Origin of the sequence: Ralstonia pickettii (genome assembly GCF_030582395.1) — a bacterium.
Classification (GTDB): Bacteria; Pseudomonadota; Gammaproteobacteria; order Burkholderiales; family Burkholderiaceae; genus Ralstonia; species Ralstonia pickettii_D.
Genome location: NZ_CP104383.1, coordinates 306,570 through 330,132, shown reverse-complemented (window position 1 = coordinate 330,132; position 23,563 = coordinate 306,570). Strand labels below are relative to the sequence as shown.

Below are 23,563 nucleotides of genomic sequence, written 5' to 3'. Positions count from 1 at the left end.
GTTTCGATGGCATTCGCACTCCTTCCGCTCGCCGCAGTCATGCTGCTGTTCGGGCTTGGCATTCAAGCGTTCCAGCTCGCCGACAGTGTTCCTGGTGCCGGCCCCGCAGGCCAGATGGAGACGCGCTCGGTGGTGTCATCTCAGCAAGCTGCGATGTTTGGGACCGCATGTGTTAGCACAGCGATCGCGCAGCGTGGCGCAATCAGTCCAAACATGACCGTGACGCTACCGGCAGGTGTGTTGCTGCCTGCTGGTGCTGTTTGTATGACGACGGCGAATGGTAGCGGTCGCAACGTCTACGGGTACCTGCCAGCGGCACCTGGTGCAGCGGGAAAGTTACTCGCCGATGCGCAGGGCGGCAACAATTGGTTCGTCATCCGGGCCGCAGGTGTGGCGGTGAGTTTGGCGGGCGGAAACACCATGTCAGTACCCACGACCATCCCCGTTAGCTCACTCCTCAATTGGGTTCAGACGTCTTCCTGAAGGCGACGCGCAATGGATGCAATTCTCGGTTACATGATCGCCATCGCCCTGTCGTTGCTGAGCGTGGGGCAGTTCTACCAGTGGCAGGCGTCGGGCATGACAAACGTGCAGACTGCGGCCGCGGCAAGCCAGCAGGTGATCTACAACAAGGCCGCGGCTCAGTACGTTCAAGACAACGGGACATCGATCGCGGCGATTGCAACGCCTACCGTGCCGGTGACCATCACCACCGCAATGCTGATCAGCAGCGGTTACTTGCCGAACGGCTTTTCGACCACGAATGTTTTCGGACAGACATGGCAACTTCAGGTCCTGCAGCCCACCGCGGGGACGTTGCAGTCGGTCGTGCAATCGGTTGGCGGGAGGGCAATCGCGGACACTGTCCAGCTTGTTCAGATTGCCGCCCAAGCAGGGGCGCAGGGCGGATTCGTCCCCTATGCCGGCCAGAATGGTGACGCAACCATGACCCCCGCAAATGCTTACGGCGCATACGGGGCATGGAAGCTTCCGTTGACCAATTTCACCAATCCAGGCAGCGGTCACCTGGTGTCACTGCTTGCGTTCACAGGCGTGAGTGCGAACAACAGCTATCTGTACCGCGTTCAGGTTCCTGGCCATCCCGAGCTGAACAACATGCAGACCGACCTTGGTATGACCGATCAAGGGGGGGCGCTGCACAACATCAGTGGCGCACAGCAGATCAGCTCACAAAGCTTGCAGGCTCTTTCCGGTGGTTCGCTTGCCGTGCCATCGATCACGACCGCAAACGGCAAAGTAGTCACTTGGGAGCAGGTGGGCGAGGGCGGTGTGCTAGGCCTGAAAGGATCGAACGGTACATCGATCTACCTTGAGAGCTTGAATGGCACGTTCCGTATCGTCAACAACCCTTGGACACAGTCCATATTCTCGGTCGACCAGTCCGGCGATGTGGTCGCGGCGGGAACGCAGAGGCTGGGTAACGTTGCTTCGCCCAACACGGCGTGTGCCCAAAACGGAACACAGGCAGGCAATGCTGATGGCTCTGGCCAGCAATTAGTTTGTCTGTACAACGTGTGGAAACCAATTGGCGGGAGCTTGCAGCGCTTCGGGTATTACACCGCGCAACATGGTTCTGGAATTCCGAGGCCGACTTGTCCGGCGGGCGGAACCCCGATGATCGTTGTGACCCCGGCGAACTTTGCGGTCGATCCGACGACGGTCGTCAACTATGGAGCGTGGGGATCAGGCCCGTGGACTGTCTACATCATGGATGGATCAAATGCCGGCATCGGTGGCGCGACTGCCACTGTTGGGACCTATTGCGGATACTAATGGAGTCGTGAAATGAGGATGCTACTTAGGGTCTTGTCGGTGATTGTGCTTCTGGCGGGATCCAGACTTGCAATGGCGAACCCTGTGCTTTGTTCACCGGGATACCAAGACTCGACTTGCCCGAGCCCTATCGCAAGGGGCCCAGTCCCGGCACCGCAGTGTTCGTCTGGCGCTGGATGGACGACGACTTCAAGTCCCGTTTGGAAGGGTTCCTATTGGAGTGCGCCTGGCTGCAACTATCAGCCACCGCCTTCGTGTCCTTCGGGCTACTACGCTGCCAGTGGCCCTTCTTGGAATGGATCGAGCTGGGTAGGCCTGAACTGTCAGCCGACGGCACCTCCGCCCCCGCCGCCGCCTGCAGGTCACGTGTTGGTGGCAACGTATACAACCAACAGCTGTGGCAACCTTGGGCCCTTTAATGGATACGCAGACGGAACGTATGACGCCAGCAACTCCGATTGGGGAGGGCAGACTTTCTCTGGTACTTGGGACCAGATGTATTACAACGGGGTAGCGTATATGAACTCGAACTATGCTCGTTACATTGCTCCAGCTTACATCTCCCAGCCTTCGGACCCAGCGACGGCTACACAATATTTGTCGCGAGTGTTCTTTGTCTACAACCCGTGGGCATGCGGCGGCGGTGTTGGCTAAAGCAAAATGGCGTTTGTCCTGACCGCAGGCAAGTTATTGAGAGATCGGCGACACAAAGAAAAAGCCCCACGGTGACTGTGGGGCTTTCTTTTTGATGGCTAGACTGTTTAGCCCACCACGTTGCCGGTCGTGAATGTGAAGCTGCGCGTGAACGGCGTGCCGTTGATCGTACCGGACAGGTTCACCGTGTACGGCGTGTTCGGTTGCAGCGGTGCGGTCGGGTAGGCGACGGCTTCGAACGCGGGGACCAACTTGTTCGGATCAGTTGACGAGTTGAGCAGTTGCAACGTCACCGTGTGCGAGGCGTTGTCGGTCATCGTGCCGGAAGTCAGCACAACGGTGTCGCTCGGGTTGGCCGCAACCGCGACAGGAATGCCCCACGAACCGCTGGTGTTCGGCGGCGCCGGCGTTTCACCGTTCGACGAGTAGGCCACACCGGTGGTGCCTTGGCACGGGAAGGTCAAGGGCATGTTGCCCGGCATCGTCTTAGGCGCATCGAAGCTCATCGAGGCGCGCACGTCGGGGAAACCGTTGAACAGCGTCTTGGAGACGCCGATGCCAACAATGCTCGACGGCCACACGCCCGCAGCGATGTGGTAGACGCCGGACAGCCAGCCGATAATGTGTTGCTGACCGTATTGGGCGTCGGTCAATGTCGCATTGGTGTAGTAGCCCCCGCTCACGCCGCCGACGTACTGATTGGGGAAGCCAGCCGCCACCGCGCGATCCTGATAGGTGACACCGGTGAAGCCAGTTTTGCCCGCCGTCTCGCTATCCGCAACTACGCCATTCGTGCTCATGTAGGCAGCGTGTGCTTGGGCGGCAGTGTCCAGCACAGTGTTTTCGGACAGTGCCGGAAAGCCACACTGCGTACGGTACTGGTTCAGCGTGTTGAACGCTGCCAGTTGTGCGCTCGTGCTGCCGTACTGCGGTGTCGTCTGGGTGCCGGTGACAGTCTGTGCCGGCGGAGTCGTAGTGCCGCCGGTCGAACCGCCAGTCGTGGACGTGCCACCGTCACCGCCACCGCCGCATGCGGTCAGTGCGAGAGTCGATGCAGCAGCAATTGCGAGGAGAGAGAGTTTGTTCGTCATTGATTTTCTCCGGTGATTTTGAGGTCGGTGATCGATATGCGACCACTTGATTTAATCGTAGCGTGCGGCTCAAGAAGTCAAGGATGCACTCCAGGTACTTCAGATGCCGCGCTCAACGTGTGCGGGGGCGGTCGGCAGCAACGCGTTGCTACTTGACCTTGTGCAGTTCCACGGGCCCGAGCATCGAAACGAGCAGATACCCCGTCGTCGTTGGGAAGTCCTTGTTGCTCCAGTTCGAAGGGACATGGACGAGCGCAAAGTCCTTCGTGGATATCCCGCTGACTGATTCACTAACGGCGCGGCCGAAGAGCGCTTGAGCTTGCTCTTTGGTCAGATCATTGACCGGGCCCTGGATGGCTCGCCAATTGCCGTTGTGGAACTCCTGAACGGCGAGTTTGCCGTCTGCCTTCTCGATCCGAAGCGTTGGCTCGAGCCCGTTCTTTCCCTGGACGGAGTATTCGCCGACGATGTCGCTCGTCGACGAGCCACATGCCGTGATGATGGCGGTGGCGGCGATGGCCAGCAGGAGCTTTGCCTTCTTGCGCACGGTTGCGGTAAACGCCGGGATGTCGAACTTGCAGAATGTGGTCATGTGATTGTGGGCTGTGAGTTGTGTCGGCTGGGGCCGTCGTGCTGATCGTGGTGAATGCATTATGGGTAAGCGCGCTTTCTCGCTTGCCGGTGCCGAAGAGTTGCGCGCTCCTAGCACCCCTCTGCCGAGAAATAGAGCGTCTTGCCGCAGGTCTTGCAAAAATGGGCGCGTGTGCCGGGCGCACGTCGAAGCGCGTGCACGCTGAGATGCTTGGACGAGCAGCGATCACACGTGATCGTGCCAGCGTCAGATACCAACCCCGGATGCTTCTTTCGATACCAGAAAAACGTATGTGTTCGAAACCGGTAGAGCCGGTACCAGCGCGGTGCGAAGAAGATCATGAGCGCGAGACCGAGGACCAGCGCAGGAGCGGTGCCGGCGTGCGATTTCCCGACTAGGGACGCGCCAGTCAGTGCGGTACCAAACAGCGATGCGGTACCAGAAACGAAGCGGGAAGCAAGATGGCGCATATCGTTGTCCTTTGTGGATGGGGAGGCACCCGCCGCCAGTCGTGACGCCGCGGCAGAGGCTTCTACGTCTTGAGCGTACGCCGAGAGAATCAGAGTCAAGCTCGGGCGGCATCGCCAGCCCATCCACCATTCGGGGCCCGATCCAGCTATGCGAGTTGTTTGCGCGGTTTGCCCTTGCGTGGCGCCGTCAACGCACCTGTGCATGACGGGCAATAGAAGGACGCCGCCAGTTCGATTTTTGGCGTGGTATTGCACGTCAGATAGTGCGTGGAACAGGTGCGGCAACTGGACATGGACAAATCGCTGCCGGTGGACACTGATCGGGCCAAATGGAACGCCCGGTCCGGGGTCAGCCGCGCGGCATCGCCGAACAGACGCCCGACGGTGTCGAGTGCGGTGATGAACGCCTCTGGCTCGTTCGCACGTGCGGCAAGGGCGCTCCAGTACAGCCAAATCAGCGTCGTCGACTGAATGCGGCTCGACACCGACTCCACGTACCAGGATGACGAGGAGGGCATCAGGCCGCAGGGAGACGATTCGCCGTGGATTTGTCGATAGAGAGCGCGCGCCGTAGCCGCGGTGCCAGGGAACATCGAGGCCACGCTGGATGCGCGGCAACGCAGGCCAATGAGCGCCTCGGTATAGCGTTCCATCTGCGCGCGGCCGACGCGGAAATTTCCCCAGCGTTCACGTTGCAGGGGCCGCGGGGCACGTGAGTCGCCGGCGTTCATCACGTGGTGGCAGATCGTCTCTTCCGAGATGAGGTTGGCCGAATACTCAAGCCAGAACATCGGATTCTCAAAACGCCAACGGAACATCGGGAAGTTGGCGCCGAAGATGGCAAGCTCCAGCTCGTGCTGAGACACGGTCACGAGATAGTCAGCCAGGTCTTGCGGCATGCCCAGCAGTTGAGCGGCAACGGGCGTGGAGTGGAGTAGGTCGACTACCATCCAGACGTAATCCTTGTTCTGGTGGAACAAGCTCATCTTCAGGCTGGGATCAAGGTTGCCGAATTCCGCCTTCACCTTGTCAATGGCCAGGGTTGGTGTCGTCTTCTTGATGAGGCTGCGCCAATCTTCGACGTTCTTGAACATCGGTGTCACGACCAGGAACGGTGTTCCCATCAACTGCCGCTGCCCTGCAGCGTTCTGCGCGAGCATGGCCAGCTCTTCCGGCCGCACTCCAAATACTGGCGCCACTTCCCGGTGCCGAAGCATGCAGGTGCCCATGAAATCCGCAAGCTGGTAGTTGATGGAACGGATCCGGTCGGTAATCCGGTCGGGAAGGATGAGCGAGTCTTTGGCAGAAAGAGCAGTCGAACGAGTCATGGCGAGAGAGTCAGTTGTTGTTTTTGGGACCGGCGCTTGAATCAGGCGGTTTACGTGCGTGTCCGGCGGGACACGCGGTTTGTGGTCTCGGTGGTCGCGAGCGCAGCGTTCACTTCACCGAGGAATTTGGTCAGGACGCCAGCGAGGCCTTCGAGAATGGGACGGCATTCGGCCGATGCGTTGGCAAAGATGGCCGTGAGTTGCGCAGACTGGTATTTGTGTGCGACGGATTCGATGTCGGCAACCAGCGTGATCATCTTCGCTCTGGCGTCAGCAGACGAGTTGATGTCGTCCTGCTGTTGTGCGATTTCCAGGTTGAGTCGATCAAGCTCGTCCTGCTTGCGCTTAACGTCCTCATTGGCCGCTTCGAGGCGACGGTTGGCTTCTTGGAGCGCATCGTCCAGGGTCTGGAGTCCTGGCGGCAGAACGTGCACTTCGACTGTCTCTTTCACAGCCGCCGGTTGGCCGCTCTCTGCCCTTGCTGCTAGCGCGTTGCGTTCGCGCGTGAGACGGTCGATCTCTTGCTGTAGCGTGCTGACGGTCGAAGAGCTGCGGGTGACCTGGAGTTGTGCTTCGTCCATGGCACGCTGCCGATTGGCCACCTCCTCCTGGGACACCGTGAGTTGGGCAGCCAGAGTTCGAATCTGTGCTTCAAGATCGCGGTTGTTGTTCAGGTTTTCGTTCAGCTCTTCCTGCGTGACTTGGAGCTGCAGGCCGGTATTGGTCAGATCCTCTTCTGTCTTCCGAAGCTTCTCGATGATCGGCCGGATGTCGTCGCGTTTAAAGCTATCCGTCTTCAACTTGTGCTCGATGACCTTGTCGACTTCGTCATCGGTGATGTCCTTGCGGGCCAAGATCTTCATCTCACCCAAGGTCAGGTTGGTGATGGCCCGGCTGTTGTTCGCAAACTTCCTGTAGATGTTGATGTAGAGAGCCACGCGTGAATCGGTCATCCGAAGGACGGTGCTTGCGTAGCTGGACAGCATGGCACTCCCGCGCTTCCTGGCCACGGTCTCATCACCGAGGGTGCGCGTGAGGCTCCCCATGATGATGCCGTCAATGTGGACCAGCCGTGCCCCAATTGCGATGAACTCGGCCACGACACGGTTTTGCGACTGCCAGATTTCCTCGGTCGCCTGTGCGATTCGGCCAATCGACGATTCGTCCAGGTCCATGAACTGGGTCCTCGCGAATGTCATGGCGGAGACAGAACCGTCGTCCGTGATCGTTTGCGCAAGCTGGAAGTCCGTATGAGTCATGTCGATGTAAGCCAGTGGAGTGTTCTCGTGACCGGAGCCAGATGTGCTCAGGCGCCAAACGGGCGGTGCGATGCGGATGGTTACCGCGAATGCACCTCCTCTTCGAGCCATCGTAAGGCGGTCAGGGAGAAGTCAAGTGAACGCGTGGCCTGCGATGTGCGAGAGCAAAATCGAAGGTCATCGGTTGGGGCGGGTCGGAAAGCGGCTACATACGAACGGCCTATTACGAATTGCTAAAGGAAGACGCGACTCTATCGTTGTATCGTTCGCCGAATCGCAATACTTAACCCCAATGAGGTGGGGTGTGGGTGCAGTATTTGGAGGGGTGCGTGAATTAAATGAAGCTAATATCAGTCGTCAAAGCGAATTAAGATTTTCTGAATGCATCTTCAAATGCCCCACAAAAGGGGGGCATCCGATGGCATGAGCGTCGCGTCATCCACTGCCTTGCAGCGGATAGGCTCGCGCGTGCGAGCTTGCGCGGATCCACTGCATCCGCTAAAGTTCGTGACATCTCCGCGTCGTTGACGCATCGAACTTGCGCTTGATGGAGCAACTCCATCTGGCTTCACAGCCGCTCAGCGCCATTCTCCCTTTCTGATTTGTCCCGGCTCAGCTTGTTTGCCTGACGCTCGCGCGTGAGGCAAGCACGTTGTTGCTTGCGGGATTCCTTGCTCATCCGAGCATCGAATGATCGCCTGGCAGCCGCCAGGAAATCCCTTGCCGCGTTTTCTGGAGAGAGAACCATGGAATCCCTGCTCAAGTTCGTCAATACCCCCTTTCGTCTGTTCTGCACGATGCTGGTGCTGTACATGGCCGCGCATTCGCATGCCATCGCCGTTGTCGTAGGCATCGTGTTCCTCTCGGTCATCTGGCATAGCCTGAAGAGCGAGAAGGCTGCACCGATCCCTGCTGCACCCGTCATCATCCCGCCGAAGCCTGCACAAGCCGAGGCGGACAAGGCCGCTCCCGCGGTGCGCCCGGCTGCCAACACGGCACGCTATGCGAAGTCCGCGGTTGTCACGCCCATGCTTCGCCCCAAGGCCGCCACGCGCCCTTGACCTCAGGCCTTCCCTTGGAAGGCGCCTTTAACCCCCTGTTGGTGGGAGTCTTCTCCCGCCAGCAGGTGGGGGGAGGCTGCCCCATGGAGAAGTCACCATGAATACCAATGCAGTCGCGTGGCAACTCGATTTCTTCGGGGATGCTGCTGCCGTAACCCCCACGCAACACAAGCAAGACCCTCTCCCGGATCCGGCCTACTGGTCCGACTCGGTCAAGGAGAAGATGGTCGACGCTCTCATCAGCCTCGCATGCGACAGCCGCCGAGGCGACAACATGCCCGAGTCCCTTATCGACTGCGCCGACATGCTTCGCGCGCGGATGCGCGGAACCCTCTATGACTTGGAGGATTACCGCATGACGCTCGGCTGGATCTTTCACTACTGGGACGGTGCGCTGCCGTACCTGTACGTGTGCGCAGTGACCGGGGTGAACCCCGAAGTCCTGCAGGACGTCATCCTGAACCAGCCTAGGCTGAAGAAGGATCTCGACGAACTGAGGCATTCGTTCTGCGGCACGCTGTTGTAGGAGGCCGCATGACGTTCCTCGAATCGCTCGTGAAGGTGCTCCTTCCCAAAGCCGACAACCCTCAGCGTCACGCAGACGCCGAACCCATCAAGGTTGGTGCTGGCGGCAACAACGAAACACAGATGACCATCAGCGGTGAGCCGCACCTGTTTCGCGATGAAGGTGATCGAGTCGCGCATTTCGTTGCGCTCTTCGAGAGCCGTCTCACCGAGACCCCGTTCGGTCCCAAGCTGCTGCCTGCCTTAATCCCCCATTGGTCTCTCAAAGCAGTCCACGAGGGCTTGAAGGTGACGGAGGTGGTGGCACAGGTCATTCAGGGCGGCGTCCAGCCTTCCTCAGTCAAGCAGGAGCCGACTCGCAGTGCGGCTGCCCCTAGACGGGCAGTGCCCGAAACGACGGAGGAAGCACCGGTTGAGGCCGATGCGCAGGCCCGCCGCGCACGTGCCCCTGAAGCGCGCTCGCGTGCCACCTATCACGGTCGCATCAAGTCGTGGGGCGAAGAGCGGTTCCCTGATCGCAAACGTCCCGGTAAGTCCTACAAGAATTTTGCGTTGAAGCTCGAAATGGCCTCAGGCATGGAGACGCTGCAGGGCGAAGGCCTGAAGGACGCAATCTCGGAGGCGGGCTGCAAGCTCGGCGACGCAGTTGAGGTCAAACGCCTTCGCAAGATCAAGGTCCCGGCCTTCGATGAAAAGAGTGGTGACCCCGTTCTCGATGAGAACGGCAACCAAAAGGTTCATGACAAGTGGCTGTGGTCCATCTCCGTAGCCCATTAACCAAAAGGTAATTCCGTATGGCTTCAGTCAACAAGGTCATCATCGTGGGCAACCTCGGTGCTGATCCGGAAACACGTTACATGCCCAGTGGCGACGCGGTCACCAACATCCGCGTGGCAACCACCGATCGCTTTAAGGACAAGGGTAGCGGTGAGATGCGCGAAGCCACCGAATGGCATCGCATCGCGTTCTTCGGTCGCTTGGCGGAAATCGCTGGCGAGTATCTGAAGAAGGGATCGTCGGTCTACATCGAGGGTCGTCTGAAAACCCGTCAATGGGAGAAAGACGGCCAGAAGCAATACAGCACCGAGATTGTCGCGGAGCAGATGCAGATGCTTGGCGGCCGACAGGGCGCCGGTGGTGAAAGTGAAGGCGGTGGTGGTTACTCGCGCGGTGGCGATGATACTAGCGGTGGCCATGGCGGTAGCCGCAGCCAGGCTGGAGGAATGAGCCGCAGCGCAGGCGGCAGTGGCCAGGGCAGTAGTGCACGTCGTCAACCCGCGCCGTCCAACGGCTTCGAGGATTTTGACGACCCGGACATCCCGTTCTAGTCCTGATCGACAGGGCTCATTTGTAGTTCTTCTCAAGCGCCTCTGGGCTTCCACGAAAGTGGAACCTGGAGGGGCAACTTCCTCTCCTGCGCCGGCGGTCGCTTGGCGCATCCCCCTTCGAATCTCACCCCCAAGACGTCGTGCTGAAAAGACGGTCTGCCCGTGCGGGCCGTCCTTTGAGCAAGCGTTCCCTCGCCTGTCTCAGGCATCGACCAACACTCCACCTGGAGTCATCCCATGAAGAAACTGAGTGAAATAGTGCAAAACTGGACGCCCACTCAATGGGATGCTCTGGTGAACCAATACCTGCCGGCGGCTTTCCTCACGGAGAGCTTCTGGAAGGGTAGGCCTGGCCCGTGCCCGATCTGTGGTGGGCACGATCGATTTACCTACGACAACAAACGTGGTCGCGGCGATTGGGTCTGCCGCAAATGCAACGCTGGTAGCCCCAAAGCCGGAGACGGCATTGAGCTCGTGTGTCGCGCGACTGGTATGTCGTATCACGAATTGACCTGCAGATTGAACGGCGAACCCGTTCATCCAATCGGTCCCTTGGTCAATCGGCCGGTCGCCTGTCGGCAAAAGAAGTCAGCCGATCCCGTCTGGAAGAAGCGCCGCATCCATAAGCAGTGGGATGAAGCAGTGTCTCTCACGCCAGGCGACCACGTGATGCACTACTTGGCCGCACGGGTTCCGGGGCTCCGGGCGCCGCGTCCGCAATCGTTGCGGGTTGCGATGCAGGACTACCTGTTTGAGGACGAGGTGATCGGCCGTTATCTAACCATCATCGCCAAATTCACCTTGCCCGATGGCCAGATGGCGACCGTGCATCGAACCTCGTTGGACCCCGTCAAGCCGATGAAGGCGACCATCATCAGCAAGGACGGGGAGGTATTGCCCGCCAAGCGCAATGACGTGTCGGCGTTGCCGCTCGCCGGCGGCGCGGTGCGGCTGATGACGCCTCGTAACGGTGAGATCGGGATCGCGGAAGGGCTGGAGACTTCCTACGCTGCCTACATGCTCTTCGGTGTGCCGATGTGGTATTGCCTCAATCGCGTGCTGGTCAGCCAGTTCGTTGTGCCAGAAGGTCTTGGCATCCACACCGTGCACATCTTTGCCGACTTTGATGCAGTGGATCCAAAGACGGGAAAGTCGCCGGGAATGTCCGATGCCTTGACGCTCGCCAAGCGCTTGCGTGCGGAAGGCTTCACGGTTGTCATCCATCGGCCGAAGCTGCGCGGTACAGATTTCTGTGACGAGTGGTGTGCTGAATATCAGTCGCGCGCTGTGCATCACGAGGCGGTTGCCGCCTAAGTTCGTTGCCGCCTTCGGGTGGCATTTTCTCTTTACTTCTGCCCTGTGGGTTCGTCCCACAGGGCGAATTCCCTGGGCGCATTCTGGAGTTCGCTATGCCCATGAAGGGATTCATTCAAGTGGTCGGAAAACTGCAGATCCACGCGATGCGCATTGTCGATTCGCTGGAGGTTCCAGCGGGCAAGTCTGATGCGCAGTGCTACCACGTCTTTCGCCGCAGCGACGGCGGCAGCATGGAGTTCGTTGGCAAGGACAGCGATCTCGATTTCGTCGAGACGTTCTGTCTGCAACGTGCATCGCTGCACTGATTGAAGTACCCAACCCTAACGAAAAACGCCCGGCACTGCCGGGCGTTTTTTTTCGCCTTCGATTCGTGATTCGCCGGGCCGTTACTCGTGGCCGACGGGCCGCTGGGCAAACCGGCCGAGCACGACGCGCGCGGCTTCCAGAATTGCCATGCCGGTGCCGGCGATCAACCAGAATTTGGCGGTATTGACGTAGTTGAGGTGAGCGAAGAAGTCAGCCATTTCAATGCCTCCTGAAGGGTGTGAGGTTACACGAACGCGGTTGCCTTTGACCGCTTGATGTCTTCAGGATACCCGGGCTGTCGCCATGTCAACCTTTGGCGCCGCTACGCTGCAGGGTTAGTTTGGAAAGAATCGCGCCATGGCTTCACCGAGGTGCTCGGCCATCGCCGTTGGCAGTCCATCAGGCGAAGGCGAGTCGGACTCGGACAAGGCGGCCGGATCGAAAGCGGGGGCGGGCGAAGGATTTGGCCGTGCCACAGACTCCGCGAGAGCGAACGGCGCTGGTGCTGCAGACACGAGTGTGGCGACAGCCGGTGCAATGGCCTGTGCCGGCACCAGATTTGTCTGCACCGCTTGCCTAGCCAGGAACGCGGTGTAGCCGAGTTCTGCCATGTGCCGCAGCGCGTGCGCGCGTTGTTTGGAATCCAGGATGCCGGCCAGATAGGGGAAGAGAGTCGGCGCGGTGACGGGCGTCAGCGTGACCTTGATCGAGAGCTTGTCCATGGTGGAATGGCGCCCCCGATTACTTCTGCTTCACCGGGCGCGTGCTACCAATGTCGTAGAAGCCGCTCACATTAGCGAAGCACGGGGAGGAAAGGGCATGGATGGGGGTGCGCGGGAACGCGGCACGAATGGCAGGCACATAGAGTGCGCTGCCGCCGCCGGCGAGGATGATCGCGCGGATGTCTTCGGTTCGGCCGACGCGGGTCTGGATTTCCTTGACGGCGAGCTGGCAGACGCTGCGCGCTTTTTCCAGATACGGCGTGAGATCGATCTCCTTGTCGAAGAACAGCATCGGCTTTTTGTCGCGCAGGCACTTGTCGATGCGCTCAATGCCGGTGACAGGCTCACCCTCGTCCTGCTCAATCAGCGATGCGATCTGCTGATAGATCTTGGACGAGCCGCCCGGTACGCCGCCGCTGCGATTGTCGTCCATCGTGAAGCCCTGGGCGACCACCCAATCGGTGGTGAAGTAGCCGACATCGATGACCAGGTGCGCGTTGTCGGCATCGAACTTGGTGTTCTGTTGGCGCATAAACGTCACCAGCGCGCCGAGCGGTTGCGGCAAGCAGATGACCGATCCGATCTCAACGGGTTCGCCCCCGAAATCAAGCGTTCCTGTGAAGCGATCGCGCAAGTAGGAAGCGTATTTCTGGGTCGTGTGAACGGGCAGGCCTAGGATCAGTTGGCCCACCTCCGATACCTGGGCGAGGCGCAGGGCGCCACCCAGCAGCGCGGCGTACTCGTCTTTGGTCACAAAGTCCTCCGACAGCGTGCGGCCGGTCTGACCATATGCCGAGGAGAGCGACACACCGGGGCCGACTTCGTATTCCACGCCGTCAATGGCAATGGTGATTACGTCGCGCGCTTTGAAGAAGCCGTTCCCGTGGTTGGCAAGCGCGCGTGGCGCGGCTTGCGGCGCGAGGGACGGGAACATGTTCAGCTTGGTCTCGGAGCCCATCGGGAACGCGAACTTGGTGTTTCCGTATCCGACGTCGACGGCAACGGTGGCGGCTTTCATGGTGCAGACCTTGTGTTGGGGCGGAGCAGCTTCCGCCGGGGCAGTGGAATGACGCGTGAGGGCGACATGACACGTAGCTCCCCCTTGCGGGAGACGTAGATGTCACGACGAGCTGGGCGAGATTGGTCAGCCTCTGCTAGTGACACGTAGCTGCACCGTGCGGTGCACGTGAGTGTCACGTGGTTCAGCGCATAACCGATCGGTGCCCGCCGGTGACACGTAGCTTCCCCTTACGGGGTATGTACGTGTCACGTCGCCTTACGTTGGGACTGTACGAGGCTGCGCCGGCTGTTTGATGGAAGAAAGCCCGTCAATCTTGCGTAGCTTTCGTGCGGCGCAATTCACTGGGCTGCCCTATCCTTGAGTCACCACACGCGTCCCCCGACGCATCGATAGCTCCGCGAAGACCGCGGAAACTCAGGGTGAGCCGGCGACCAAGAGGTTGTTGGGCACCAATGTTCGTGCCGGATAGTCATCCGGCATTTTTTTCAAGCAAATCAAGTGGATGGGGCCGGAGAGTGAGGCCACCGGACACCGCGATACCAAAACGATCAGCGCGCTGGCTGTGAAGCTAGACCGCAGTGCGTACAAATCCGAAGCCGAACACCGAACAGTGTTTGTGGATGGAACGCGATAAGACGCACCCGTTCAGCCAGAGGGCTGGGCACGAATCACAAGGCCCGATACACAGCGGCGGAGATGGTTCGGCTTGTGGGTGGGATACGAGAGCGACCCGAGCAAGGGTGACCGCACGTATCTGAACGTGACGACCGGTAGGCGCAGCCGGCACCAGAAATGCGCAAGGAGAATCTCACACCAGGGCAAAAGCCTGTGGGCGAGTGAAGGCCGCGGAGTCGCGTGCCTTGCTCGTGTCGGCAGGAAGGCGTCGCAAGATGCCGGCCGGTGTGTAGGCCGCGAAGCGGTGAGTCAGCGCGCAAGCGCAGGCTCGCTGCAGGACGGACAGTCAGAACGCATTGCTTCCATGCGTCGGGCTGATCGATTGGAATCGCTAAAGGCGGGGAAGTTGGGCCTGGCCGGGGGAACCGGCAGCCGACCGTGGTGGGTCGGGTAAAGGGGAAGCCAGCACGGGGGTGCGGATTCCGTGAGTGCGGCGCGGTTGCCGGCGGGGAAACCTGCGTCGAGGACGTGCGCGCTGCGCAACCAATACTCGGAGTCACGGTGCAGACGCGCATCAATCTCAAGCCGATCCTGGCGAACTACTCGCTGCCGGAACGGTTCAAGTCGGAATTCGCGGTCTTGGCGGGCGAGAACCTGCACAAGCCGCACAGCCAGACCCGCGTCAGCGGTCGCGCGCTGTCGTCGATCTCGCAGAAACAGCGCGCGCAGATGTTGCTCAGTCTCGCAGTGGAGCTGCGTGAGGGCGGCTTCACCATCATGTCGCCCTACAACCTGGCGGAGAAGCACCTGCGATGGTTGGTGCAGCGTTGGGTGACAGAACGAAACCTCGCGGTGGGCAGCGTTGAACTGCGCCTCTCACACCTGCGCGCGCTGTGCTCGTGGATGGGCAAGACCAACATGGTGGGCGGCATCGATGACTACGTGGAGAGGCCGGCAGGCTACACGCGCAGCTACGCCGCCGAGACCGACCGTTCTTGGGACGGCAACAACATCGACGCGCTAGCCAAGATCGAGGAGATCGCCCAGACGGATGCCCACGTCGCAATTCAACTGAAGCTTGAGGCAGCGTTCGGGTTGCGCGCGAAGGAAAGCTGGCGACTGCGCCCAGCGCGCGACCTACTTCCATCGGGCTATCTGCACGTGCAGGACGGCACCAAGGGAGGCCGGCCGCGACAGGTGCTGATCGAGTTCGATTGGCAGTACGACCTGCTTGCGGAGGCGGCTGAGTTGGCCGCGTGCACGAATCCCGAACGGGGCTCCCTGATCCCGGCGACCTATACGCAGGTGCAGTGGCGCAGGCGCTTCTATACCGTGCTGGAAAAGCACGCCGTGACCAAGCGCGGCGACGGTGTCACCGCCCACGGTCTACGACACCAGTTCCTGCAGCAGATGTACCAACGGCTGACCGGTGAGCAAGCGGCCATCAAGGGGGGCGCACGCGTTCTCGACCGTGAAGCGCACAAGGACGCCATGACGCGGGTGGTGGAAGCCGCCGGCCACAGCCGCAAGGAGAAGGCCAACGCCTACCTGTCGACGCATTCCGCGATCGCAGCCCGGAGCCGGCCCGTCGTCACACGTGAGATGGCCGTCGCGGCGGTTGCCGCGGCCAATGGGGTCAAGCTGAAGGCGGCAGAGGCCCTGGGCATTTCGCGCCCCGCACTGTATCGCCTGCTTGCCAAGCCCGCCGAGGCGGGTACTGCGGCCGGCCATCGGCACTTCACGGGATGAGGTCGTGCGATGACTGAAGATGACGCAATGGCCGATGGCGATTGGGATACCTACCTGTTTCCAGAGCCAGAGCTGCGGGCGTGCACAGACGAAGAACTGTACACACTCATCCGAGAGAACCTGCCAAACGCGACCGCGGAGACTGACGGCACCGACCTGTTGACGGACGTGGCCATCGATCACGCTCAAGACCTGATCGAGCAGGCCCGCGATTTGCTGCTGGCTCGTGGGGCTGCTATCTCGCCGCAATGGCGCGCAGCGCTCCGCTTCCTGCGGTGGCCGCTGAGCCCAGCGGAAGTCACGGCCAACCAAGCTCGGCGGCTTCGCGAGATCGAGGAGGATCGGCTTCGGCGGGCGCACGCCGCGAAACTCGGGGTGGACATCCTCCAGGCAATTCGGACGGTGATGGACGGCGGCCGGCTACCGCTCTCCCTCTCGTTAGAGGGGGTGACTGTCAGCATTGGCTGGGGCCTGCGGACATCGGATGGTGAGCGCAGGAGCATCAGCCCCAGTGGGGCCGAAGTTGTGCGTATGCGGGACGCACTTGCCGCAGCGGGGTGCTGCCACTGTCAGATCCACGGCGCGTCCCAAGATGGGATTCCATTCGAGGAGGCGCCTACGCCGGAGTGGTCTCTCAACTTCAGTGTGCCGACGAATCGTGCCGGGTGGGATCTGCTGAAGCAATGGTGGAAGGAAGGGCGGTTCAGCCACGCGCCACACGTCTGGATGTACCGGCCAGAACTTGGCGACCCCGAGTTCTTCTGGCACTGGCCACTCGATGCGTGTTGGCCGGGCAGCGCACCTGCGTGGCGGCGCCTGTATGGGCATCTTGGTTACGTCGACCTCCCTTGGGTGCGCTTTCATCGTCGGGTGCACGGCAATTGCTGGGAGCGCGACGAAGTGAGAGTGGAATGGGCTGCAGGAGAGCTCCGGTACATCGAGTGCGCCGAAGAGGCTGACCGAGAGGCTCAGCGGTTGATCACGTCGGGCGAGATACTCGCCTACAAGATCTCGGCCAGAGCTGCTATGGACGCACATGCCGGTGCCGGTGCCGGTGCCGGCCCGGCCCCGGTTGTGCGATCGCGACTCGCAGAGCTGCTCGCCCGGGTTTGCGGAATGCTTGGGCGTTCGTGCTCATCGGGCGCGGCCGACCCAACGAAGAACTGATCGCGCGCTAGACGCGTTCAGGACAAATAACGCAAAAGCCGCCAACGGTGTGGCGGCTTTTGCGGGATTGGTCGGCGGGTTAGAACGGCGGGCTGGTCCCGGCGATGTAGGAAAGGTACAGCGCGACGGCCACAGCGATCAGCCAGAAGCTGACACGACGGCCCAGGGTTTGGGGAGATCCGTACGGTTGTTGGGCTTTCATGGGATGCCTCCATTTAGATTCCATCTTAGCGAACGGCGGCGCTGATTGCGCGGGCCAGCCGCCATACGTTGGGAACGCGGGCCACGGCAGTCGGTCCGACATCTTCCACCTCCGCTGCCGGCGCGCGGCTCAAGAGATCGTTGAGGGTGGTCTGCCGACCAGCCTTCTCGTGCGGATGCGGGGTGGGCGGCGGCAACTCCATCGCCTGATCGCGCGTCGCGGCCGGCAGCCGGGGGAACGGGTCGACGCCGGTGAATTGTGCGAGTTTGGCGATGCTGACCACCGCATATTTCGGCGTGGCATCGTTGGGTGCGATGTAGGCTGCTGCGCCGACGCCCGGGACGTAGATCGCTTTCCACAGATAGTCGGGTACCCGTACATGTTCGTTGAGGTAACGGGCCTTGCCGTCCGTGAATGCTGGGCCGGTCACCACGTAGGCTTCGCCGGTCTGCCGTACCAGGCGGCGGGTCGACGTCTCCAGGTGGCTCCACATGCGGCGGTTGCTGACCGAGTTCTGCGGGACGACGTTGGCCAAGCTGAAACTTTCCTGTTGCGATGCCAGGTCGCCGAAGTCCCCGCTTGGCGACATGTGGCCACGGTCAATCTGGACGTGCGAGCTACCGTGGTAGTCCTGCAGGGTGGCGCGGGCGGTTGCCGGCAAAGACGTCTCTTCGAAGAAATCGCTTTCGCGCGGCAGCTCACGCGCCTGGTTCACCGCCTGCGCGGTCAGGTGTTCGGCTGACCACAGCGGTGTCCGGGTCGCCGAGGACACGAGCACCGCGTAGGCGCGGTAGCAGAGCAGGTGGCTGGCGCCAGCGTGCTTGCTGGACAGCACCTTCGGTTGCGCGCCGTCCGCGACCGATGCGCCGCAGTGATCGGGAGAGGCGCCGGCGACCTGGAGGAATGCAGAGAGGGCAACGAAGAGCAGGGTTTTTTTGAGCACGGCAGTTGGGATCCGGGTTGACCTAGATCCATCGTGCCTTGTAACGGGCAATGTCAAGTACCCGAAAGCGAGAGCTTCTGCGGGCCGATTTGCGTGAAGGGTTTGGGAGTGCTGGGCACGGAACGAGATCCGGCCGGCCAAAGCATGGCCGTTACCGCACGGTCATCTACCGCGCGTCGACGCCATCGTCAGTTGGAAGGTCAGCGCCTCGCCGATCGCGCGATCATGGTGGCGAGGGGCGCTAGTCGAGCTGAGGCTCCAGGGCATCCACCGCACGCGCGACGAATACGTCCATGCGCGCGAAGGCATTTTCTTCGCCTTCAACCAGTTCGGCGTCGAACGCGTCGAGTGGTTCGAAGCGGATCCAGGGACGGCCATCGACGTAGATGACCTTGGCCAATCGCACGAGCTTGCGATACCGGCCGGCGTCTTCAAGGACGGTGGCCATTGGTACTTCCGCGGCGGCGGGGGAAGCGGGCCTGCTGAGCTGGGCGGCCATTGCCGCGAATATCGGTCCGCGGGTTTCCCAATCCATGGCATTGCGGGCGATCGCGTCCAGCAGCATTGGGATGTCCACCGGCGTCAATTGGCGACGCGCGATCGAGGCCAGCTCGTGTTGATCGGTTGGGCGATACTCGACGCGTCGGTTCCAGATCAAAGCCAGCTCGTCGTAGGCCGCTTCTTTGGAGGTTCCGATTTGCACGGGCGGCGTGCCAATGCCGCACTGTGTACACACAATGACGGCCTCCTTTCGGCCAGCGAAGAACCTGGCCCGTCCGCCGCAGTGACCACAGCCGATCAGATCGTCAAACATACCGTTGGGTCTCGATGATTGGATTTTAAGTCCGGATTATGCCTGTCGCCGAGTTTGTTGAACCACCACTGCAGACGGGTTTATGTTGCAGCGGCTCCAAAATATGCGTGAGACGTCGCCAAAATCCTGATGGCGGCGCTTTCCATGAAGCCTTGGATGATGGCTTCAGCCTCGGCGCGGGCGCGGCCGAACGCCCAGAACTCGTGCAGCCAGTGGCCTCCTGGGCTGTCTGGCCCCTGCTGGAGGCCGATGGACAGGGCGCCGCGCACGGCGATGATCGTTTCAGGGTGGGGAAATTCGGAGGAGAGATCTGCTGGGGGCATGTACTACGTTATTTGGTAAAGGCCAACTTCCTCACTGCGCTTTTGAGGAATGGCTGGAGATAATGCGGAGAATAGCTGGGCGGCACCAGAATGTATGTTCATTGTGCGTGCCGATTGTTGCTGTTGTGCGGGATCAAGTCAGCGAGGCGACGTGGACGGCGCCGCGGGTTTGAGCAACTGGTCGAGCATCCGGCAGCGAAGCTCGCAGGCTGCTTTGCCCCAGGCGCTACCGCTCTACCTGTGGCGTTCGGCGAAGGGAAGGCCGGTCGTCGGGCTGCGACCACTGAAGATGCTGCGGAGGTTGACGTGCTCACGCATGGCCGCCGCCGCCCACCGGGGCGCTGGCATGTGGCTGGCCGGGAAGGCTGGGCCACATGCTGCTATCCGCTCCGGAAATGTTCGTGTGCCAGTTGGCGAGTGCCGCAGCGGTCGTGATCGTGTGATGCAGCGCCTTGTCAACGTTGCCGGCCTGCAGGTACATCATGGAGCGGGTTTCGAGGTGGCCAACGAGAAAGACCCAGTCCGCTGGCGACTTGTCGGCGTCCTTGGCAGTTCCCCAACGCTGGCGCTGGTGGGCGGCTTCTTGCACGACCCCGCGGGCAAAGTCATGCAGCTCGGGGCTGTTGAGCAGTTGCTCTGCATTCAGTGCCCGGGCTCGCCAGTGGTCGAGCTCTGCGATCTGAGGGCGCGTGATGTCGAGAGAATGGCGCAGTGCATGCCAAACATGCGAATCCAGAGATCCCCGCTTGTGCGCGTAGACCGACTGGGCGAGCACCTTGCGATCCGAAGTGCAGCGGCGCAGTGTCACCCAGGTGGAGCCGTCGTCATCGGCCACACTGATTTCCCAGCCGGGAGGTAGCCATGGCGCGGCATTGTTGGATTTCTGGCATGCCCGGCAGGGAACCTTGCCTTTGTACACCGTCAGCTCGCTACCGAAGCCGTGGCAACTCGCACATGGCGCCTCGGGCATTGCCGTTGCCGCCGGCGTGGTGGTCGATTCCCCTTGTGGCCAGCCAAGAGCCTTCTGAGCCCGGTCAAAGGCGGGGCGGACGGTATCCGGAATGCCGTCTTCCTGGCCCGCCCACCATTGCACTGAAAGAACGAGGTCGGCAAGCAGCGTCATGGCTTCGTGTTGAGTTGTTGCCGGGGAAGCGTTCTCATTCGTCTGCTGCATCGTTGACCTCCGTCGTCGTTGCTGTGCTGTGTGGAGCGGCCTTGCCATTGCCTCGTTGGTAGCCTGGACACCCACCGCCCGAATAGTCGAAGCCGGAGCAACCATCGGTTGCGTGTGGGCACAGCGCGGCGCCGCATTCCTTGCTCATCGGGAGTACCTTGTGGCCCCTTGCCTTGTCGATCGTCAGCTTGGTGCGCGCCTCGGCTGGCGTGAGCGAGCGCCCGGTGGCATCACGGAAGAGGCCAATGTAGTCGTCCGGGTACGTGCTGCTCCGCACGAAGCCCTCGATGTCCAGGTGTATATGGAACCCCCACATCAGCGTGGGCCCTCGTCTGCGTCAATCGACGCAGCACCGGGCGTATCGCGCAAAACTGTGTGGCCATCGGCGTCAGCGTTGGCCGTGCCGACTCCGTCAGCGCACAATCGCAGCTCCTGGGGTCCTGGGTAGAACTCGACCACGTCGTAGCCATGCTCCTTCCAGTCGTCGGCGATCGCCTTGCTGTCGGTGATGGGCACGCACACAGCGGGATGCGTCGTTTTCCAGATCGCGGGCCGTGACGTGTCCGGCCGGCCCTTGTCGGCCAGCTCGTCATCCACCGCCGTTGGCCCCAGCCACTGAGAGCCCTCGCCGGGGCACTCGACGTCCCAGGCGAGCAGTCCGTCCTTGTAGGGCACAACGGCGACCTCTGCGTCGTGACCACCGAAGAACTGCTGCAGGCTCTCGGCCTGGCGGAGGGTGATGAGCAGCATGGGGCGCCGCGCCGGTGTAATGCCCGCAGTTTGATGATCGCGGATTCGCTGCAGCACAGCGCGGGTGCGGGGTCCGCAATGGCCTTCGTCGAGACACCAGTCGATCTCGGCAGCCAGCGCGGCATTGTCAACCTCCAGCGTCGCCGGAACGACAGGGGCGCCACTCAACGCCGGTGGCCACGGCTCCGGCATTAGGTGCGTGACGTTGCGTGCCGGCTCGGTACCGGGCTCGCCGTTGCGGTCCGGATCAAGCTCGTAGAAGTCGGTGGCCTTCAAGGTATGGAACCGCTGGCCACCGTACAAGGGGTACACCTCGACTTCACAGCCACGGCCTCGGAAATGCTTCGCGGTGTCGTCTGCTTCACTGCGCGTGCGTACCAGCAATACTTTGTATCCGCTCACAGCCACGTCGAACGCCCTCGGCTCGCCCTGCTGTAGGTCGGAGTGGTGGGGGCAATCATCGTTCGTGCACTGAAACTCCTCGCCCATCTCGGCCAGTGCGCTTTCGATCGTCGGATATGCCGCTGTGTCCCAGCAGCCCGGGTAGTGGATCGCCGCCGCCAGACTACTGCCCAGGACTTTGCGGACGGCGGCCAATGCTCCGTTCCAGCCTTCGTTGTGGTGCTCGGTTGCAAGATAGGCTTCCGTGCCGCTCCTATGCGGGTTGTGATGTTTTTCGCTCAGCATTGCGCTTGTTCGCTGTGGTTTTCTTGAGGTCCGGCCGAACGGCTGGTCCCCATTCTGAAATGGGCTGTCAGGAGGCAAGGCACCGCAACCGTCCTCATGGACAAACAGCTCGTGAACGCCGCGCAGCGCGTCCATGACGCCTTTCGCATGCGCATCGGACAAGGCGATGGCGCCAGCTGGCGCCTCTTCCTCGGCTGCGCGCCTCTCGCGGTCCACAAGGTCCAGCATGGACAGGCGACGTATCACATCGTGGCCGTCAATCTGGCCGACGACCCTGATGGCGGCCAACATGTTGCGAAGGGTGGAGGGTTCACCGGCACCGGCACAGTCCGCGGGAACTGCTGCCGCGGGTGGCATGCTGGCTTGCGGGGCGTCGGCACGCCGCCATTTGTCGAACTCTCGAAGGAAGACCGTGTCGGCGAGCAGGCCAGCGATTGCGTTGGCAATCAGCCCGCGTTCCCGTGGAGTCGGGACATGGGACCCCAGCGTGCCGTGTAGCTGGTATCCGGACACAAACTGGTCGACCACCGCTTGCACCGGCGCGTACGCTGGTTCCTGTCGGTCAGCATCATCTACGGCGGTCACCGCATTCAGCGCGGAGTGGTAGCCGCAACGAAAGCCTGGCACAACGAGTGCGCCATCTGGCACGCATTCGACGCAAGCATGATCGAGGGTGCGGTCTCTGCTGAGCAGAATCCATTTCGCCATGGTGAGCGTGGCGTTCGCGCGGGCGCGGCCATCGGGACCGCATGCGACTGCAGGGCTGGAGGATGCGGAGGTGTTCATCGTCAATTGTGTGCGAGGCGGCTGGCCTCGGGTGGCAATGGATTCAGATCAGCGTAGCCAGCCCAGTACAAAGTCAAGGGATGGCACCAGCCGCTCGGTGGTCATGCCGTCGCGAGTTGCGCGTCAAGCGTGTCGAGTGCCGGAACAGGCAAACGTGGCGAGCCAGTGGTCGGCCCAGCGCGAGGGCGTTCGGTCGACGCGTCGAAGGCCGCCGATTTGTCGCGCGTCAGAAGCTCCCCCAAACGAGAGGGAAGTTCTGCCAACACGAACGCGCATAGGTTCGTGTCTTGATCATCCAATGCACTGGCCGCGCGGCGCCGACCGTCGGTGCCGGCGTTCGAGCGCCGGCAATGTCGATCCCCAGCGCCAGCCATCCGAGCCAGTAGCGGCTGCGCTTCGGAGGGAACCGGTGCGGCGCGATCCTGCACCACCTGGAGCACCCGCAGAAGGTCTGACGCTTGCTCACGTGCGCGTTCCAAGTCAGTGAGGTAGGCCCGCAGGTGGGCAATTTCAGCGTCGAATTCCTTCAATTCCTGGTAGCGGATCTGACTGAGATACGCCGTAAGCGCGTATTGGAGGATCGACAGCGACTCACGGGTTTGCTTGCGGGGAAACACCGCAAGGAATTTGCGCCCGCGGTGGAATTCCGCGATGACGTCGGAGGTCATGAATGCGGGGAGCCTGACCTGAAGCGAACGAACAACCGACCGAGAGACGGCCGGCACCAATATGCCGACCTGCGCGGCGAGATAGGCCGTGCGAATACGCTGCGCAGCACAGAGCTGTGAGTGCACCCGGTCGGCACGACGGCTCAGTGCCGACAGCGCCTTGGCCAGCGTGCTTTGCGCTGCGTCGATCAATTGCTCTGCCATTCCATCCTCCGAT

Annotated in this window: 26 protein-coding genes; 10 read left to right on the top strand and 16 right to left on the bottom strand. The window is 61.5% G+C overall.

Annotated elements, in window-relative coordinates:
* The first annotated feature begins 6 nt into the window (after positions 1 to 6).
* Positions 7 to 483, top strand: coding sequence for a hypothetical protein (locus N5B55_RS25270; protein WP_012435639.1), 477 nt, complete (start codon positions 7 to 9; stop codon positions 481 to 483).
* A gap of 12 nt (positions 484 to 495) precedes the next feature.
* Complete coding sequence (gene pilV / locus N5B55_RS25265; RefSeq protein ID WP_012435640.1) at positions 496 to 1,794, top strand: shufflon system plasmid conjugative transfer pilus tip adhesin PilV; 1,299 nt, start codon at positions 496 to 498, stop codon at positions 1,792 to 1,794.
* Between the two features lie 761 nt (positions 1,795 to 2,555).
* Here pilV and N5B55_RS25260 read toward each other — a convergent pair.
* From N5B55_RS25260 to N5B55_RS25240, 5 genes are all read right to left on the bottom strand, one after another.
* Positions 2,556 to 3,539: a CAP domain-containing protein gene (locus N5B55_RS25260; RefSeq protein WP_012435642.1), complete on the bottom strand. Its 984-nt coding sequence runs from the start codon at positions 3,537 to 3,539 to the stop codon at positions 2,556 to 2,558.
* 148 nt (positions 3,540 to 3,687) lie between these two features.
* Positions 3,688 to 4,131 (bottom strand): hypothetical protein, encoded by a 444-nt coding sequence (locus N5B55_RS25255; protein ID WP_012435643.1) that lies wholly within the window; start codon positions 4,129 to 4,131, stop codon positions 3,688 to 3,690.
* A gap of 110 nt (positions 4,132 to 4,241) precedes the next feature.
* Complete coding sequence (locus N5B55_RS25250; RefSeq protein ID WP_012435644.1) at positions 4,242 to 4,601, bottom strand: hypothetical protein; 360 nt, start codon at positions 4,599 to 4,601, stop codon at positions 4,242 to 4,244.
* Positions 4,602 to 4,747: 146 nt separating this feature from the next.
* Positions 4,748 to 5,929, bottom strand: coding sequence for a FlhC family transcriptional regulator (locus tag N5B55_RS25245; protein WP_012435645.1), 1,182 nt, complete (start codon positions 5,927 to 5,929; stop codon positions 4,748 to 4,750).
* 50 nt (positions 5,930 to 5,979) lie between these two features.
* Positions 5,980 to 7,104, bottom strand: coding sequence for a hypothetical protein (locus tag N5B55_RS25240; RefSeq protein ID WP_037021979.1), 1,125 nt, complete (start codon positions 7,102 to 7,104; stop codon positions 5,980 to 5,982).
* 830 nt (positions 7,105 to 7,934) lie between these two features.
* Between N5B55_RS25240 and N5B55_RS25235 the strand changes: the two genes are divergently transcribed.
* From N5B55_RS25235 to N5B55_RS25210, 6 genes are all read left to right on the top strand, one after another.
* Positions 7,935 to 8,249: a hypothetical protein gene (locus N5B55_RS25235; RefSeq protein ID WP_012435647.1), complete on the top strand. Its 315-nt coding sequence runs from the start codon at positions 7,935 to 7,937 to the stop codon at positions 8,247 to 8,249.
* Between the two features lie 97 nt (positions 8,250 to 8,346).
* Positions 8,347 to 8,775, top strand: coding sequence for a hypothetical protein (locus N5B55_RS25230; RefSeq protein WP_012435648.1), 429 nt, complete (start codon positions 8,347 to 8,349; stop codon positions 8,773 to 8,775).
* A gap of 8 nt (positions 8,776 to 8,783) precedes the next feature.
* A complete protein-coding gene (locus N5B55_RS25225; RefSeq protein ID WP_012435649.1) occupies positions 8,784 to 9,551 on the top strand; it encodes a hypothetical protein in 768 nt (255 codons plus the stop codon).
* A 17-nt stretch (positions 9,552 to 9,568) separates the two neighbouring features.
* The gene (locus tag N5B55_RS25220; RefSeq protein ID WP_012435650.1) at positions 9,569 to 10,102 is read left to right on the top strand and encodes a single-stranded DNA-binding protein; all 534 of its coding nucleotides are present in this window, start codon (positions 9,569 to 9,571) and stop codon (positions 10,100 to 10,102) included.
* Positions 10,103 to 10,339: 237 nt separating this feature from the next.
* The gene (locus N5B55_RS25215) at positions 10,340 to 11,416 is read left to right on the top strand and encodes a primase-helicase zinc-binding domain-containing protein (RefSeq protein ID WP_012435651.1); all 1,077 of its coding nucleotides are present in this window, start codon (positions 10,340 to 10,342) and stop codon (positions 11,414 to 11,416) included.
* Between the two features lie 101 nt (positions 11,417 to 11,517).
* Positions 11,518 to 11,724, top strand: a complete 207-nt coding sequence (locus tag N5B55_RS25210) for a hypothetical protein (RefSeq protein ID WP_225694718.1) — start codon at positions 11,518 to 11,520, stop codon at positions 11,722 to 11,724.
* An 81-nt stretch (positions 11,725 to 11,805) separates the two neighbouring features.
* On the opposite strand, the gene N5B55_RS25205 is transcribed toward N5B55_RS25210, so the two are convergent.
* The 3 genes from N5B55_RS25205 to N5B55_RS25195 all read right to left on the bottom strand — a co-directional run bounded on the left by N5B55_RS25205 (position 11,806) and on the right by N5B55_RS25195 (position 13,465).
* The gene (locus N5B55_RS25205) at positions 11,806 to 11,943 is read right to left on the bottom strand and encodes a hypothetical protein (RefSeq protein ID WP_012435653.1); all 138 of its coding nucleotides are present in this window, start codon (positions 11,941 to 11,943) and stop codon (positions 11,806 to 11,808) included.
* Positions 11,944 to 12,060: 117 nt separating this feature from the next.
* Positions 12,061 to 12,447, bottom strand: coding sequence for a hypothetical protein (locus N5B55_RS25200; RefSeq protein ID WP_012435654.1), 387 nt, complete (start codon positions 12,445 to 12,447; stop codon positions 12,061 to 12,063).
* Between the two features lie 19 nt (positions 12,448 to 12,466).
* Positions 12,467 to 13,465, bottom strand: a complete 999-nt coding sequence (locus N5B55_RS25195) for a PRTRC system protein D (RefSeq protein WP_012435655.1) — start codon at positions 13,463 to 13,465, stop codon at positions 12,467 to 12,469.
* Positions 13,466 to 14,644: 1,179 nt separating this feature from the next.
* Between N5B55_RS25195 and N5B55_RS25190 the strand changes: the two genes are divergently transcribed.
* On the top strand, positions 14,645 to 15,832 hold the full coding sequence (locus N5B55_RS25190) for an integrase domain-containing protein (protein WP_012435657.1): 1,188 nt from the start codon (positions 14,645 to 14,647) through the stop codon (positions 15,830 to 15,832).
* Positions 15,833 to 15,841: 9 nt separating this feature from the next.
* Positions 15,842 to 16,999 carry a hypothetical protein gene (locus N5B55_RS25185; protein ID WP_012435658.1) on the top strand — a complete coding sequence of 386 codons (1,158 nt, stop codon included), beginning with the start codon at positions 15,842 to 15,844 and terminating at the stop codon, positions 16,997 to 16,999.
* 79 nt (positions 17,000 to 17,078) lie between these two features.
* Here N5B55_RS25185 and N5B55_RS25180 read toward each other — a convergent pair whose 3' ends face one another.
* The 8 genes from N5B55_RS25180 to N5B55_RS25145 form a co-directional block, all read right to left on the bottom strand.
* A complete protein-coding gene (locus tag N5B55_RS25180; RefSeq protein ID WP_012435659.1) occupies positions 17,079 to 17,201 on the bottom strand; it encodes a hypothetical protein in 123 nt (40 codons plus the stop codon).
* Between the two features lie 25 nt (positions 17,202 to 17,226).
* Entirely contained in the window at positions 17,227 to 18,144 is a 918-nt protein-coding gene (locus N5B55_RS25175) for a DNA/RNA non-specific endonuclease (RefSeq protein ID WP_012435660.1), read from the bottom strand.
* Positions 18,145 to 18,385: 241 nt separating this feature from the next.
* The gene (locus tag N5B55_RS25170; protein WP_021197366.1) at positions 18,386 to 18,958 is read right to left on the bottom strand and encodes a Lar family restriction alleviation protein; all 573 of its coding nucleotides are present in this window, start codon (positions 18,956 to 18,958) and stop codon (positions 18,386 to 18,388) included.
* Between the two features lie 80 nt (positions 18,959 to 19,038).
* Positions 19,039 to 19,281: a hypothetical protein gene (locus tag N5B55_RS25165; RefSeq protein WP_012435662.1), complete on the bottom strand. Its 243-nt coding sequence runs from the start codon at positions 19,279 to 19,281 to the stop codon at positions 19,039 to 19,041.
* A 310-nt stretch (positions 19,282 to 19,591) separates the two neighbouring features.
* Positions 19,592 to 20,455 carry a hypothetical protein gene (locus N5B55_RS25160; RefSeq protein WP_012435663.1) on the bottom strand — a complete coding sequence of 288 codons (864 nt, stop codon included), beginning with the start codon at positions 20,453 to 20,455 and terminating at the stop codon, positions 19,592 to 19,594.
* Positions 20,439 to 20,732, bottom strand: coding sequence for a hypothetical protein (locus N5B55_RS25155; protein ID WP_225694719.1), 294 nt, complete (start codon positions 20,730 to 20,732; stop codon positions 20,439 to 20,441). Before N5B55_RS25155 ends, N5B55_RS25160 begins: the two co-directional genes overlap by 17 nt.
* A gap of 38 nt (positions 20,733 to 20,770) precedes the next feature.
* Positions 20,771 to 22,600, bottom strand: a complete 1,830-nt coding sequence (locus tag N5B55_RS25150) for a hypothetical protein (protein ID WP_021197368.1) — start codon at positions 22,598 to 22,600, stop codon at positions 20,771 to 20,773.
* A gap of 179 nt (positions 22,601 to 22,779) precedes the next feature.
* Positions 22,780 to 23,550, bottom strand: a complete 771-nt coding sequence (locus tag N5B55_RS25145; protein WP_012435666.1) for a hypothetical protein — start codon at positions 23,548 to 23,550, stop codon at positions 22,780 to 22,782.
* Positions 23,551 to 23,563: the final 13 nt, after the last annotated feature.

Bases quoted from the DNA above. Each gene is read 5' to 3' on its own strand.
- N5B55_RS25165 (WP_012435662.1), bottom strand. From the start codon at position 19,281: ATGCCCCCAGCAGATCTCTCCTCCGAATTTCCCCACCCTGAAACGATC.
- N5B55_RS25210 (WP_225694718.1), top strand. From the start codon at position 11,518: ATGAAGGGATTCATTCAAGTGGTCGGAAAACTGCAGATCCACGCGATG.
- N5B55_RS25225 (WP_012435649.1), top strand. From the start codon at position 8,784: ATGACGTTCCTCGAATCGCTCGTGAAGGTGCTCCTTCCCAAAGCCGAC.
- N5B55_RS25160 (WP_012435663.1), bottom strand. From the start codon at position 20,455: ATGCAGCAGACGAATGAGAACGCTTCCCCGGCAACAACTCAACACGAA.
- N5B55_RS25170 (WP_021197366.1), bottom strand. From the start codon at position 18,958: ATGTTTGACGATCTGATCGGCTGTGGTCACTGCGGCGGACGGGCCAGG.
- N5B55_RS25200 (WP_012435654.1), bottom strand. From the start codon at position 12,447: ATGGACAAGCTCTCGATCAAGGTCACGCTGACGCCCGTCACCGCGCCG.
- N5B55_RS25205 (WP_012435653.1), bottom strand. From the start codon at position 11,943: ATGGCTGACTTCTTCGCTCACCTCAACTACGTCAATACCGCCAAATTC.
- N5B55_RS25260 (WP_012435642.1), bottom strand. From the start codon at position 3,539: ATGACGAACAAACTCTCTCTCCTCGCAATTGCTGCTGCATCGACTCTC.
- N5B55_RS25235 (WP_012435647.1), top strand. From the start codon at position 7,935: ATGGAATCCCTGCTCAAGTTCGTCAATACCCCCTTTCGTCTGTTCTGC.
- N5B55_RS25180 (WP_012435659.1), bottom strand. From the start codon at position 17,201: ATGAAAGCCCAACAACCGTACGGATCTCCCCAAACCCTGGGCCGTCGT.
- N5B55_RS25145 (WP_012435666.1), bottom strand. From the start codon at position 23,550: ATGGCAGAGCAATTGATCGACGCAGCGCAAAGCACGCTGGCCAAGGCG.
- N5B55_RS25230 (WP_012435648.1), top strand. From the start codon at position 8,347: ATGAATACCAATGCAGTCGCGTGGCAACTCGATTTCTTCGGGGATGCT.
- N5B55_RS25250 (WP_012435644.1), bottom strand. From the start codon at position 4,601: ATGCGCCATCTTGCTTCCCGCTTCGTTTCTGGTACCGCATCGCTGTTT.
- N5B55_RS25185 (WP_012435658.1), top strand. From the start codon at position 15,842: ATGACTGAAGATGACGCAATGGCCGATGGCGATTGGGATACCTACCTG.
- N5B55_RS25220 (WP_012435650.1), top strand. From the start codon at position 9,569: ATGGCTTCAGTCAACAAGGTCATCATCGTGGGCAACCTCGGTGCTGAT.
- pilV (WP_012435640.1), top strand. From the start codon at position 496: ATGGATGCAATTCTCGGTTACATGATCGCCATCGCCCTGTCGTTGCTG.
- N5B55_RS25150 (WP_021197368.1), bottom strand. From the start codon at position 22,600: ATGGCGAAATGGATTCTGCTCAGCAGAGACCGCACCCTCGATCATGCT.
- N5B55_RS25195 (WP_012435655.1), bottom strand. From the start codon at position 13,465: ATGAAAGCCGCCACCGTTGCCGTCGACGTCGGATACGGAAACACCAAG.
- N5B55_RS25240 (WP_037021979.1), bottom strand. From the start codon at position 7,104: ATGGACCTGGACGAATCGTCGATTGGCCGAATCGCACAGGCGACCGAG.
- N5B55_RS25255 (WP_012435643.1), bottom strand. From the start codon at position 4,131: ATGACCACATTCTGCAAGTTCGACATCCCGGCGTTTACCGCAACCGTG.
- N5B55_RS25245 (WP_012435645.1), bottom strand. From the start codon at position 5,929: ATGACTCGTTCGACTGCTCTTTCTGCCAAAGACTCGCTCATCCTTCCC.
- N5B55_RS25270 (WP_012435639.1), top strand. From the start codon at position 7: ATGGCATTCGCACTCCTTCCGCTCGCCGCAGTCATGCTGCTGTTCGGG.
- N5B55_RS25215 (WP_012435651.1), top strand. From the start codon at position 10,340: ATGAAGAAACTGAGTGAAATAGTGCAAAACTGGACGCCCACTCAATGG.